Annotated in this window: 13 protein-coding genes; 4 read left to right on the plus strand and 9 right to left on the minus strand. The window is 43.3% G+C overall.

All coding sequences use genetic code 11. From position 1 onward, the window contains the following. Position 1 precedes the first annotated feature (1 nt). Complete coding sequence (locus tag MHM94_RS02470; protein WP_235418684.1) at positions 2-472, plus strand: OsmC family protein; 471 nt, start codon at positions 2-4, stop codon at positions 470-472. A 9-nt stretch (positions 473-481) separates the two neighbouring features. After that, positions 482-985, plus strand: a complete 504-nt coding sequence (locus tag MHM94_RS02475) for an ASCH domain-containing protein (RefSeq protein ID WP_235418685.1) — start codon at positions 482-484, stop codon at positions 983-985. A gap of 36 nt (positions 986-1,021) precedes the next feature. Here the strand turns inward: MHM94_RS02475 and MHM94_RS02480 are convergent, their stop codons facing one another. Then, positions 1,022-1,495: a hypothetical protein gene (locus tag MHM94_RS02480; RefSeq protein ID WP_235418687.1), complete on the minus strand. Its 474-nt coding sequence runs from the start codon at positions 1,493-1,495 to the stop codon at positions 1,022-1,024. Positions 1,496-2,479: 984 nt separating this feature from the next. Here MHM94_RS02480 and MHM94_RS02485 point away from each other — a divergent pair. Further along, positions 2,480-4,543 (plus strand): winged helix-turn-helix domain-containing protein, encoded by a 2,064-nt coding sequence (locus tag MHM94_RS02485; RefSeq protein WP_235418688.1) that lies wholly within the window; start codon positions 2,480-2,482, stop codon positions 4,541-4,543. A 46-nt stretch (positions 4,544-4,589) separates the two neighbouring features. Here the strand turns inward: MHM94_RS02485 and MHM94_RS02490 are convergent, their stop codons facing one another. Then, a complete protein-coding gene (locus tag MHM94_RS02490) occupies positions 4,590-6,779 on the minus strand; it encodes a DUF5916 domain-containing protein (protein ID WP_235418689.1) in 2,190 nt (729 codons plus the stop codon). A 269-nt stretch (positions 6,780-7,048) separates the two neighbouring features. On the opposite strand from MHM94_RS02490, the gene MHM94_RS02495 reads away from it, so the two are divergent. Continuing rightward, positions 7,049-7,507: a lysozyme inhibitor LprI family protein gene (locus MHM94_RS02495; RefSeq protein WP_235418690.1), complete on the plus strand. Its 459-nt coding sequence runs from the start codon at positions 7,049-7,051 to the stop codon at positions 7,505-7,507. 308 nt (positions 7,508-7,815) lie between these two features. On the opposite strand, the gene MHM94_RS02500 is transcribed toward MHM94_RS02495, so the two are convergent. The 7 genes from MHM94_RS02500 to MHM94_RS02530 form a co-directional block, all read right to left on the minus strand. Continuing rightward, positions 7,816-8,271: an energy transducer TonB gene (locus tag MHM94_RS02500; protein ID WP_235418691.1), complete on the minus strand. Its 456-nt coding sequence runs from the start codon at positions 8,269-8,271 to the stop codon at positions 7,816-7,818. Positions 8,272-8,519: 248 nt separating this feature from the next. After that, positions 8,520-9,236 carry a fatty acid desaturase gene (locus MHM94_RS02505; RefSeq protein WP_235418692.1) on the minus strand — a complete coding sequence of 239 codons (717 nt, stop codon included), beginning with the start codon at positions 9,234-9,236 and terminating at the stop codon, positions 8,520-8,522. 344 nt (positions 9,237-9,580) lie between these two features. Further along, the gene (locus tag MHM94_RS02510; protein ID WP_235418693.1) at positions 9,581-10,090 is read right to left on the minus strand and encodes a hypothetical protein; all 510 of its coding nucleotides are present in this window, start codon (positions 10,088-10,090) and stop codon (positions 9,581-9,583) included. 115 nt (positions 10,091-10,205) lie between these two features. Further along, complete coding sequence (locus MHM94_RS02515; protein WP_235418694.1) at positions 10,206-10,445, minus strand: hypothetical protein; 240 nt, start codon at positions 10,443-10,445, stop codon at positions 10,206-10,208. A gap of 111 nt (positions 10,446-10,556) precedes the next feature. Continuing rightward, the gene (locus MHM94_RS02520; RefSeq protein WP_235418695.1) at positions 10,557-11,033 is read right to left on the minus strand and encodes a hypothetical protein; all 477 of its coding nucleotides are present in this window, start codon (positions 11,031-11,033) and stop codon (positions 10,557-10,559) included. Positions 11,034-11,111: 78 nt separating this feature from the next. After that, complete coding sequence (locus tag MHM94_RS02525) at positions 11,112-11,747, minus strand: hypothetical protein (RefSeq protein WP_235418696.1); 636 nt, start codon at positions 11,745-11,747, stop codon at positions 11,112-11,114. A 95-nt stretch (positions 11,748-11,842) separates the two neighbouring features. Further along, positions 11,843-12,349: a hypothetical protein gene (locus MHM94_RS02530; protein ID WP_208162406.1), complete on the minus strand. Its 507-nt coding sequence runs from the start codon at positions 12,347-12,349 to the stop codon at positions 11,843-11,845. Between the last annotated feature and the right edge of the window lie 390 nt (positions 12,350-12,739).

Below are 12,739 nucleotides of genomic sequence, written 5' to 3' on the forward strand. Positions count from 1 at the left end.
CATGTCAAAATACACAGCTAAGGTGATATGGTCTCTCTCTCAGGGTGAGAGCTTTTTAGATAACACGTATAGCCGAGGCCATCGTTGGCAATTTGATGGCGGAATTGAGGTTATGGCCTCGTCGTCACCGCAAGTGGTGCCCATACCCTACTCGGTCAGTGAATACGTGGACCCCGAAGAGGCCTTCGTTGCTTCGGTATCCAGCTGCCATATGCTGTGGTTTTTAGCCTTAGCGAGCAAAGCAGGGTTGGAGATCAGTGCTTATCATGATCATGCCCAAGGCGTGATGGCAAATAACCAAGCCGGTAAATTGGCAATGACGGAAATAACCCTGTTTCCAGAGGTTAAATTTGCCGACCACACGACTCCTTCACAGCAGCAGCTAGATGCCCTACATGAAAAGGCCCATAGCCAATGTTTTATTGCCAATTCCATTCTTACAGAGGTGCGGGTTGTGAGCACGCTAACCTAGTGAGGTGTGATGAGCGAAAGAGCGAATACCGAAGTTGCTGAGCGCGCCCACCCATCGGTCACAGAACTATGGCGGCGCTACCTTGATACGCTTGTGGGTGAGCCCCGAGCGCAGGCTCGGCTGCAAGGTGTTTGGCATTTCTGCGATAATGAACACGACGCCAATGCCTGCGCGCGGTGGGTATTACAAGGAAGAAAACAAGCCACAGCTCCGAGTTTGTGGGAGTTAGAAGCTGCCGCAGAGCCGCTACCGCAAGTTGGAGATATTCATATTGTCACCAATTGGCAGGGGCACGCACAGTGCGTGATCCGCATATGTGCGGTGGAGGTGCTTAGCTTTTCCGCCGTAACTGAGGCTCACGCTGCTTTAGAAGGCGAAGGCGATGGATCATTGGCGTATTGGCGCCGCGAACACCAAGACTACTACCAGCGGGTATTCGCAGGCAGTGAGAAGGTGTTTACTCCCTCTATGCCCATCGTCTTTACGAGCTTTGAGGTGCTATTAAAAAGCTAGCGTTTCACTTACCGATGTGTGCTCTGCGTCGTCGCACTACAGATGCTGGGCTACATAGCGCGGCACATCGAAAGGGGCACCATCTAGGCTAAAGTGATTATCTAAGGCGTAGGCCATTTTTTCTAATGGCGCATCCATATACCCGACACTTTGAATTTCCTGCATATAGCGGGCAATAAATTGCGCTATACCAAGGTGCTGCCATTGGGCAACATGCACTAACTCGTGAAAATGAACACGGAGGTTTTTTGCCACATGAGGCTGCAAGTAATAGGTATTGTTATAAGTGATACCAGCGGCATCCATATCGATAAAAGTGCCAAGGCCAAGTTGGCGAAGCTCTGGGAAGTCAGGTTTCGGAAGGGTGTCGACGACAACAAAATAGGCATTATCTAGAAAGGCCGTAGGATAAAAATCAGCAAAGTTATCCATTAACTGATAACAACTCTGCCTCTGCGGTGTAAACTCATTGTTGGTATGCTCTATCCATTGAGTTATCTGTTCTAACATTGATACCTTCCTTGTAATAGGGGGCAGCGGCAGCCTAATGGCTGGATCCCGTTCGCGCAACACATGTCTTTTTCATAGTTTCCAATATATTAATGTATAAGGCAAATAATGCTTAAAATCATCGATAAATATTAATATTGGTAAGGTTTAAGATGGATTTGGTTGTTAAGGGCGGTTATTTTAAATTTAGTTTAATGCATATTTAAAGGTGCTTTTTTAAGTGGAGGTGGTGTGAGATTTTTATTGTTAATTATTCCTTTTTCGTTTTCATTGTGTGCTGAAGAGTCAGGCGTTATCCCAAAAAGTATTAACTTTGTTTCAACTCATTGGGTGCAAGGAAAGGGAACTTTTAGGGTAATTAGTTTTAACTCAGAGTACGAACCCTGTTTTATCATTGAAAACTATGAAGGCGGCCTCCACGCTGGTTAAACAAGTAGCAATAAGGTGTGCTCAGTTAGCGTACCAAGCAACGAGGTTGTAAATATCAATCACGATAGGTCAGGGGGGAGTTGGTTTGAAGACTTTGAATGGGTAGATGATGGGCTCTCCTTTGCGTTCGACTCCGCAAAGGGAAAGTTTAATTGTATTGCTGGGCTACCTATCTCCATTGGTGATTTACCCCAGTGTATGGAAAAATAGAATAGTTAAATGGATTTATAGGCTTTCGCTCATTATTACTGAAAGCAGATTAAAATTTTAATTACTCTTATGCCTGTCCAATTATCTACTTACCAAATCAAGAACCGCAATAAGCTAGGGCTTAATTACTTTAAAGAACCAATATAACTCCCTACTGCCATGAGCAAAAGCCTTGCCGCAATGCTGATTGAAGCCTGCAACCACACTTACTTCAGGCCAAGCGTGATTCTCAGTGCTGAAACCTAAGCGCGTGATTACACCGAGGATTTTGTTACAACCTAAGCTTGCATTGAACCGCCTTCCTTATAGACTAGGGAGCAATAAAAAGAACAATTCGAGCCATCAATGGAATGTATTTTCTTTGGCGAGTATCGCTTTGATACCAGCACCCATGAATTAAAGAACCAAGCATATTCCGTTTCCTTAGACCCAAGAATGGTTGCGCTGTTGCGGTTTTTTCTTGCCAACCCAAATAGAATTATTAGCCGAGACGAATTGCAACAAGCCATCTGGCAGGGGGTGATAGTCACCGACAACGCTATTAATAAGCTTGTTGCCAGCTTGCGAAAAACATTGGCCGATGATCCTAAATCGCCGCGTTATATTCAAACTGTGCCAAAGCAGGGCTACCGCTTTATTGCCACTGTACACACTCAAGATAGTCTCAACACAAACGGGCATGTGGATGAAATTAACACCAACACCCAGCCCAAAAGCCGCAACCTTGCCGTTAAAGCTGCGTTGCCCGTACTAATTTGTGCGGTGGTTGTATTGTTGTTATTTTGGCAAAATGGCGAGAACGGCGGCCTAAATTACGGTGAAAATACCGTACTAACCCGCGTTGATGGGGCTAAAAGAAGCCCAGTGGTGGCGCCGAAAGGGAACACTGTAACCTTTATCAATAATACCTATGCCAATGGTAATGAGTTATGGCACAAGCGCTTGGACAACAACTATGACGATGTTGGTGCGGTTATTGAAAGTAAAGATTATTACTTTGACTCCCTTATTGCCCAAACCGCCAACGCACTGATTGTTAAAGGCTACTACCAAGACCAATGCGGCTGGTTCAAGGTGCCGTTTAGTCGTGAAAGTGCAGCACTGACTGCACCAAGTGCACAAATACTTGATTGCGAGAGCTTAATATCGCACCGATACACTTTTGATACACAAACCGAGTCGGTTTGGCTGCTTGGTCATGCCCGCAACCATGAGCATAGAAATAGGCTCTATCGAATTAATCTGAACCAAGGCCTTGAGCCGGTGGCTGTTGAGTTGCCTGAGCAATGGCATTTAGTTGATCTTGATTTAAAGCCCGGAGCCAAAAATTTGTTATTGGTTACCAATAATAGTGAAGGGCAAAGTCGACTTTACCAGGTTGACCTTGCTACTGGGGCGGCAGAGCCTTTGATTGATGTCGCGCAGCAGTTGAATCAAGCTATTTGGGGCCATGCGCAGCATCAGCTTATTTATGTTTCCGCATCAAAACCCGCACAACTACAAATGCTGAATATTCAAAGCGGTGAGTCTCAGGTAATCGCCAGTTTAGGCGATAGACTATGTTGCGCGCTGGCGCGCCACCCCAATGAGAAAGATTACATCTACTCAACCTACGATAAAAACATAGATATTCGCTGGCAAAACCCTGGATTTGAGCTGGACAACAGTAATGGCAATGAGCGATTGCCGGCATTCGCTCATACTCAACCCGGTATTTACTTCGTTTCCAATCGTGCTGGCAGCGACCATATTTATTTTCAGGCCCCAGGACAAAGAGCACAGCAAATAGTGCCTATGTCCGAGCATATGGTATTAAATGAGCTGGCGGTTTCACCAGACGATAGGCTGGCCGTAGTTAATCATGATAATCGTCAGCTCTGGCTGGTGGATATTGTAGAGCACGGTATAGCCAAACGAGCACACATAGATGGCTATGGCTTTGCACTGTCTTGGCTTAACCCGACGTTGTTTTCTTTAACGGTGAAGAATCAGCACCAGCGCCGAGTGAGGATTTACAACCGACAGATGCAGTTATTGGCTGAGCTAGACGCTCCTTGGGTACGCCTTCTCGTCGATAACAGCGAGCCACAATTTGCTTACCTCATAAATCAAAGCAATGAGTTGTATCGTTTTTCCTTTTCCGAGATTCTTGATGGCCGGCTACCCGAGGCTGAGCCGATAGGAGAAGTGGCAAGCTATTCAAATGCCATTATTGATAACGGGGTGTTGTATTTAAATAACTATAAAGAGGCGCAGCTTTCCTCCTACAAGATAAATCCAACCTCTTTGCAGCTGTTAACTCAGCAACCGCTTAATGCTTACTATGGCTTTGATGTTGAAAATGGGCAAATTGTCTATGGTGGTACGCGTGCGTTTAGCAGTGATCTGTATACAACACACGCGCAATAACAGGTTATGGCTTAAAAAGGGGGAGGGAGCTGTTAGCTTCGTGGCGCTACCATCTGTAGGTGTAGGCCATTTTTATAGCGGTTTCGTCAAACACTTGCTCCCGTTGGTGCCAGCCCTGCTGCAAATCGTAGCCCCGGTTAAGGCTAAGCAAGTACACGGCGTCTGGCGACGGCTCATAACGCACTCGACTGAAAACTGAAAAACTGTCAGCTTGGGTGTTATGCTGCAGCAGGTTATTCCACGACCATTCAGTGTTAAAGGCGATATTCACGCGTAATTGAGTGTTGAAGAGCTTATCAGCGGCGGTGTCGGTATCGTAGTAATACATATCGCGGCTCAGTTCCAAATACAAATGCCTATTCGGGCGGTAATTAAGGGTGGTGCTGAGTCGTTCAAAGTCGGCATCGTAAAACATCCCTTTTGCGAGTCTGGCGGTGACGTAAAAAGGTTTACTGTTCGCTGTTCTAAAATAGAGCTCATTGTGGCTGTAGTTATACTCTCCGGCTGTGAAGGTCAATTTATCGGTAAAGTTAAATGGTCGCTCGAGTATTTTTTGATAGCTGTTGTGACTGAGAAAAAAGAAGTTATCACCTTTGGTTTCAACCTGAAGCGGCCTTATAAATACGCTTTGCCCTTGGCGATGCCCCTCAGTGTTCTCCCTTAGATAATAAAAACCAGTGAACTGATAGTAATTAATATGCTGAGCTAACCAACCCGATTTCGACCGTATCCGATAATGACTCACGCTCTCGTAGTAGCGTAAATTTCTGCGATTCACAAACCCCAAAGCAGGGTTAAAGTCTTTACCTATATATTGAAAGCGCCCGCGTAAATAAAAAGCGTCGTTTAGCAGCCTCAGTGAGGCGCCATATGATGCTTTATCAGCATCGTTAGGCTGCACTTTATCTGCCAGCTCCGCTTGCTGGTAGAAGGCATGGGCGACTAGAGGATAGTCATTAAACAGCGTACTTTGGTAGCGGTAATCGGCACCTACTAGGGTTCTATCCCCCGAATCATCTGGGCTACCATGAGTTAAAATGGCGCCAAGCTGATGCGCAGGGGCAACTTGATGAGTTAATCGCGCCACACTTAGTTGCGTTTGTTGTGCTCGCGAAGTATCGCTATCTTGATTGACGCTTAATACCCCCAAACGAGTATCGCCGATTTGCCCTGTGAGTTTGGTCCCCCAATTGATATCCAGTAAGTTCGAGTCTTTACCTTGTCCGATGCGCCGGGAGTAAAACGCCATTCCGTTCGCGTAGTTATCATCCATACCGCCAAAGCGAAAGATCTGACTATCCTGCAAGAAAAAATCGCGCTTTTCAGTAAAATATTGGCTAAAGCGCGTGGTATTAAGCGGCACTTCGTCCACTTCTGTGCCGGAAAAATCGGTGTTGAGGGTTAACATTCCTGAGAGGCTTGGGGTCAGTTTATAAAGTAGGTCCAACGATGGCGTTAAGTCGCTCTCACTTTGGTTACGTTTATAGGCCAAGCTCGGCTTTGCTTCAATTCCAAGCCCTTGCTTTAAGCCCGTTAAACCGCTAATGGGCGCCAATTGATTGGTATGCCAGGCATAATTGCTGGGGTTATTGAGGTTCCAGTACACCTGAGTGTTCGGGCTCGCAACCCTATGGCGAAGCTGTAGCCCCCAGTTTTCGGCATCTTTTTCAAATGAGATGGACTGCATGGGAATAGCAATTTCCACATACCAACTTTGTGCCTCAATGCTGGTTTTGGCATACCAAAGGGTCTTCCACTCGCCAATATAGCGGGTGCCATCGACTAGGCCGTCTTCTTTTACACCGGAGGGGGTGACATGAAAAAGATAGGCATCAGATTTATCGAAGTTGGTATCTAACACCAAACCGAAGTAATCTTCATGCCACATGTACTCACCTTGAGTGAGCACCCTGTCGGTGAGAGTTTGCTCAGGCTGGCTGATCTTCGCCGCTACGTAAAAGAACTCGCTATCGTAGCTGATATAAGCTTGTACCGGATAATCGGGGCGCTCGCCTATATTTGGGCGAAAAACGACAAAGTCCTCTATGCGTTTTGCATCTCGCCACTCACCTAGAGCGAATTTGCCATCGATTTTGGGTTTATTTTTTAAGTTGGGAATGGGCGTATCGGTTTGGGTGAATTGTTGCCACTTTGCCTGTACTGGCGTGCCTAGTACGCAAATAAATAATATGAGTAACTTAACAAAGTAGCGTTGAATGGTTAGAGCATCTTTCATCTTTTATTCTCGTTGTAAAACACCATTGGATGATGCGCGAATGAGCGCAAATAAAAGTGATAAAGACGAGAAATTGAGTGACAAAGTTGTGATTAAAGGTGATAAAGCAATGCCTAACAGGCTGAATATAAATGTTTTTCATAAGAAAGCTTTATAAAAAGTAGAGATTGCTTTAAAAGCCGAGTATCAATATCAAGGGAAGTTAACCGTGGCTTGAAAAGCACAAGATAGGCACAATGGTAAAGCTACAGTAAAGGAGTTTATGCAAAGTGATAAAAACCAAAAAAGGAATAGTTTATAAATTTGTTCTGGCATTTTGGCTGTTTATGGGGGCTGTAAAGGCACATGCAATCGATAATCCGGATGCACCAGACTTAATTGGAGAATTTGTAAAACGCGAGGCTAGCTATTTATTAGCAATTGAAAACCCTAAAAATAGTACAAGTGACTATCTTGTTGCCTATAACCATTACCTGAACTTTTTGAATAAAGAGCTTGAGAAAGCTGCGCAAGAACTGACGTCTAAATTGCCAGATAATAGACGTTCAAAGTTGATGGCTGCGCAGTTGAACTGGGTAAAGTATCGTGATGCGGAATTTGAGTTTATTAAGAATACTTGGAACCGTAAAAGTTTTGGTAGCTCTGCAGCGATTTCTCGTGGTGATTATCGGGCAAGTATAGTTAGAGACCGTATTCTTCAATTGTTGCATTACACAAAGAACTTCTGAGCACAGGCACTGTAAAGCGGATGATATTTTAGATACTTGCGAGCACTGAGTCATAAGGGGTGAGGTGAGTAGGGCGATAAAAGCCGAGCGTAGCAATAATTGTTCGGTAAAGCCATTTTCCGGCTCCCCAAGTGCGCGAATCGTAAGCCAATACTCTCCACAAGCTTAATACCCTTCTGCCAAAGGGAGCCTACATCGTGCATATTCTCCTGAAAAATAACGTCCTGTTAATGATGAAAATATAGTTGGCTAATATAAGCCGCGAAGAAGCAAAGCCAACTGTATTTTATCTTAGAAGATGGTTAAGTTTATTGCTTATGCGAGAATCCACATTGTTTCTGTGCTTCAGCTTTATTTTTAGAATTACTAACCATAAAGTCCAACTTGATTGTAGTTAGTACTGGCGCTTTATTAGTATTTTTATCTGAAGCTGACCACTGCCAATTATTTAATGCTGCTGCTGCATGCTTTTCAAATACCCCTTCAGGGTATGACTTTTTGACTTTATAACCTCCCGCCTTCCCGTTTTTCTTGATGCCTACAATAAGGTCTACGCAGCCAGATAGACCTTCCTTAGCAGCATCAACTGGGTATTTGGGGTCTTGCCTTTTTTCTACTACCCAATACTCATTAACTAATTCCTTTTTATCGTCTGAGGTCAAATCAATATACTGAATTTGCTCTTTAGGAGAAGTAGGGGGAGTCGTTGATACACATGATACCAAAAAAAAGCTAAAAATTGATAATGTAACTGTTTTTCTCATTGCTAAGTCCTTATGGCACTAACGTCCTGTTAATGATAAAAAATTTGATTGGCCAGAATAAGCGACGAAGGAGTAAAGCACAACAGTATTTTGTGCTTTTTTAAAAAGCTTACTGAATAAAACTTTACCACTGATGTCAGAAAAATGAGTTACTTTATTACTGTCAATAAGCGTCCAGCCTCTTGATTAACGAGCATATAAATTCATTAGCTAGATGTCTAGCAGTTTGGGTAAGTCTTAGCCGTTTGTTAACTGTTTCTTCTGATGAATTTTGCAATTTTACACTCTTCAGGAACACGTTCTATTCGATGCTCAAGGTCTGTAGCTTCTGTGACTAACTCTGAACGATGAGGTAATTCCTTTGGTAGCTTAATGTTTTTAACGACCCCTAGATTATGAAGAGCGTTTAATACCCACCAACCTGGGTCCGGTTCATCTTTGTATAAACCAAGCATAGCTGAGCCGGGGTATGCGTGATGATTGTTGTGCCACGCCTCACCCATTGATAGAAAACCGGCAATACGAATATTGTGTCCCTGAACAGCCGCACCTTCGACTGCCCAAGTTCGTTGCCCGTGGTTATGAGCAAAGTAACCAATAAGCCAATGACCACCGACAGAGATGACAACCCGTACAGAAATACCCCATACCAGCCACGATATACCTCCCAATAGATATAGAGGAATTGCGAAGACTAACTGTTGAAGCAACCAATATTTTTCAATAAAAAGGTAGAACCTATTCTTTGACACTTCATCTTCGATAGTAAACTCAGGTGGATATTTCAAATTGAGGTCACAGTTGAGCTGCCACCAACCATCTTTAACTATTTTTGATCCATGCAATAAGAAATCATGGCATTTTTTCTGGCGTTGCGCCCAATCTCTTAAGTCGTGCTGCTTCATCATTCCAATTGGCCCAGCCATACCAACTAGCACACCCAAGTAGACAAATAAATATTCCATCCATTTTGGACATTCATAAGATCGGTGAATTAGCAATCTATGCATTCCCAGAGAATGTCCAAAGCAGAGTGTTACAGCAGTCGACGAGACAAATATGATAAGAGCTGAAAATGAAAATACGAAAGGAGCGATGCATAACGCAGCGAATAGATTTGAAAGAAACCAAATTGATTTCAAAGGGCTCCATACTACGTCACCTTCAAATGCGCTTTCCGGTCTTTCTGAATTGATTCTCTCAGTATTTCGCATAACTTCCCAGATACAGTTAACGCCTCAATAACCGACGCAGATTTTCTGTGTTCGGCCCTGTAGGCGCGTAGCTAATTGACTTGTTAGACTGTAACTCAGTACTGCCTACCAACATATTCACCACATTCAGGGCAGTGGGCGTGGGCGGGCTCAACTACGTGTAATTTTTTGCATCGCCGGATAGTGTCGCTTTGAGATACGCTAACGTAAGAGCGCAGTATTGCGAACGCTGCAAAATAGAAAATTAGCCAATGGCCTGAAAATCCCCTAATAGTACTTGCTTCATACTCTCCATCTCCGACTGAAACAAAAAACGCAAAAAAGCTAAGAAAAGCATAACCAAAGAGGCCATAGAGCGCGTATCGCATCCATTTTGGGCAACCCCGAAGAGCAACTTTCCACATGTCTTTTTGTGGGAACCCTTTAGATAATTTCATGGAAGCTAGAACCGCAGGCAACCAAACAACGAAAATACCAACATGCAATGGCCAAGGGCTGATCCCGAAAGGACGCTCAATGCCCGCATACCCTGCAATATGTGCCGCCAAGCTCGCGATAAAGCCCAATAGCGCCAGTAAGGAAAATACGTTTGCTAAACCCACCATGTTTAATTTTCTCTCTAACGCCTTACTAATGGGCGCATAAATGCTTGGCTAAATTAGCGATGAAGGAGCGCAAGCCAAGCGTTTTGCGCCCTTTTGAGTAACTTGTTAGGTAACCTTATTCATCAAGCCCCTTTAAGGCAACTTCAAAATGCTCTGATTTCATAAGTGCATCTACTTGTTCTTTGGCAGGAGGTGTAACGTTTGGATACTCAATTTCGAGGTAATCTACTATCTCCTCCGATGACCAAGGGCCAAGTGAGGTGACATAATCAAAGAAGTCGTTTTGAATTTCTCGGAACGATTGGTAATCCTGTTTAGTAAGAACCACTCCCTTCTCAGTTATGACAATATGCACCTATATTCCCTCGGTTACCTAACGCCCGCATAATGGGCGGAGAAAGCTTGGCTAAAATTACCGAAGAATGCGCGCCAGCCAAGCTTTTTGCGTCCACCCTTAATGCGACTGTTATATTGCATTGTAAACCATTGGCTCACAAGGCTTTGGTTTATATACACAATACCTATATTCAATGGTTACAATTTGAGCGATTGCTTGCTCTTTAGGTACTTGAGTAAACAAACCATTCTTTAATACATAAAATAGCTCATTTTTATTAGCTGCTACTTTAAGTTGATTCCATTGACCAGCACCAACCAAGCTTGAATTGTGATTGAAGCGATATTGTATAGTTGCATCTTCGGCTAATGTAATTGAACTGTAGGCTCCAAAATATAGCTTACTATCAATGCCGTTAACTATTACTTGTTGGTGCGCACTTGGATCTTGGTATGCAACAGGAGATATTAGATATACGATTGTACTTTCGGTACTAGGCAGAATAGGAAATTGATATTCAGCTGATTTGGACTTTAAAATTTCGGCAGGGATTCCGACGCAAGATATTAGCGCTGAAGCGACTAAAATAATGATTAGATTACGCATAGCTCTCCTTGTAAAATAACGCCTCAATAACCGGCAGCCTTTGGGCTGTCCGGCGCCGAAGGCGCGTATGTTATGCATTTATTGGGGAGCCTTTGGTGGAAGGTAAAGTCCAATTTCTTCGTTTATAAACTTATCAAGCAACTCATGATCTGGCTTAACATCAGGTCGGTAGCGCTCTACAAAAATTAAGCCTTCAAGATTTACATGAGGGTCTTTATATTCTTCACCTGAAACAACTATGGTCATATTTAGCATATAGAGAGAAATATCAGTATAAGTTTCACCTTTTACTGCATAGTATGACTGTATATATAGCGGGATTTTTCCGCTGCTAACTTTAGCAAACCCTTCCTTTTTAGGGATTTTACTAGCAATAAATTTTTTTAGGTCATACCCTACACTTCCCATATGCAAAAAATCGCCATCAGAGTTTATAGGTATTTCTTCTTTATAAATAGATTTTGGAAAGCTTGCTTTACCCTCTAAAAATACCTTCTCACTATCGATAGCTTTGACTTTTATTCCGAGCCCTTTTTCCTCAAATACCCCAGTTAGGATTAACCATCGTTCTTGTTTGTACTCTTTGCTGGATTGTTGCTGTACCTCATCGGCTAAGTGGCAGCTTTTTACAGAAACGAGCAGAGCAAATAAGGAAATAACAATTGGAGCGATAGAAGCAAAGTCCCATTTTCTACCATTGGATTCATCGTTCAATTTAGAGCTCCTGATGCATAACGCCGCCATAAACCGCGCGAGCTTGCGAGCGTCGGGCGACCGAAGGGAGCGAATTTAATGGCCTTGTTATGCACTTACAGAATGCCTATCAGAGCTGAAGCACCTGCGCCAATAAGACTACCTACAGTGCTGTTTTGTAAGAATTCTTTCAGTTTTGATTTGGCTTCAGGATCATCACTTTTAGCGATTTTTTCTGCCAACTCTTGAATAGTCACATTTGTCGTTAATGTATTACTGTTACCTACCTGAACATTTTCGCCACTAATTGAACCAATATTGAAAGTGGAATCACCGTGTTTAGTGACATGAGGCTGTGCAGTCGTATTCTCGACTTTAAGAGTCAGCATGTGAGGATGCGAAGTACCTACGCCTAAAGATCCCCCCTCTAAAAATGACACATCAACAACTTTAAGATGTATTTCACGCTTACCAGATTTTTGAGTAATAACATCGCCGATTCCCACATCTGGCTCATCCGTATACGGAATCAGTACTTGACCTTTGGACATATTACGTTGCCCTTTGTATTCGATGCCTGAGATAGTTAATTTTTCAGGGTATGCCAACTTATCAAAATCCATCTTTCTCTCCGGTGTTCTCGTGGTTAATCATTGGTGCATAACAGTGTATTAGCGTGCATTTCGGGTTAAGCCAGAAACTTAAATAATAAACACTTAGTTGCACACTTAATATTTGTCCATAAATTCATAAAGTTACCAGAGTAGATTGGTAATGTCTAAATAGAATAGGGTGGTGGGAAACGAGCATTGAGATATTCGAGCCTAACAATGGCACAGTATGTAAAATAGTAACTTTAATATTTTCAGTGCTTTAGCCTGATTTTCTACTTATTCGAGCCAAAAGCTGTTCTGCATAACGAGCCTCATTTTAACCTCAGTGGGCAACTTCACTTATTCCAAATTTACATGCTGATGCGCATCACCACTGAGCGACTCCGAAAAGCCAAGTAG

Source organism: Pseudoalteromonas sp. CNAT2-18.1 (genome assembly GCF_022347865.1).
In the GTDB taxonomy this organism is placed as follows: Bacteria; Pseudomonadota; Gammaproteobacteria; order Enterobacterales; family Alteromonadaceae; genus Pseudoalteromonas; species Pseudoalteromonas ruthenica.

Coding starts and splice junctions, on each gene's coding strand:
- MHM94_RS02470 (WP_235418684.1), top strand. CDS start 2: ATGTCAAAATACACAGCTAAGGTGATATGGTCTCTCTCTCAGGGTGAG.
- MHM94_RS02475 (WP_235418685.1), top strand. CDS start 482: ATGAGCGAAAGAGCGAATACCGAAGTTGCTGAGCGCGCCCACCCATCG.
- MHM94_RS02480 (WP_235418687.1), bottom strand. CDS start 1,495: ATGTTAGAACAGATAACTCAATGGATAGAGCATACCAACAATGAGTTT.
- MHM94_RS02485 (WP_235418688.1), top strand. CDS start 2,480: ATGGAATGTATTTTCTTTGGCGAGTATCGCTTTGATACCAGCACCCAT.
- MHM94_RS02490 (WP_235418689.1), bottom strand. CDS start 6,779: ATGAAAGATGCTCTAACCATTCAACGCTACTTTGTTAAGTTACTCATA.
- MHM94_RS02500 (WP_235418691.1), bottom strand. CDS start 8,271: ATGAGAAAAACAGTTACATTATCAATTTTTAGCTTTTTTTTGGTATCA.
- MHM94_RS02505 (WP_235418692.1), bottom strand. CDS start 9,236: ATGGAATATTTATTTGTCTACTTGGGTGTGCTAGTTGGTATGGCTGGG.
- MHM94_RS02510 (WP_235418693.1), bottom strand. CDS start 10,090: ATGGTGGGTTTAGCAAACGTATTTTCCTTACTGGCGCTATTGGGCTTT.
- MHM94_RS02520 (WP_235418695.1), bottom strand. CDS start 11,033: ATGCGTAATCTAATCATTATTTTAGTCGCTTCAGCGCTAATATCTTGC.
- MHM94_RS02530 (WP_208162406.1), bottom strand. CDS start 12,349: ATGGATTTTGATAAGTTGGCATACCCTGAAAAATTAACTATCTCAGGC.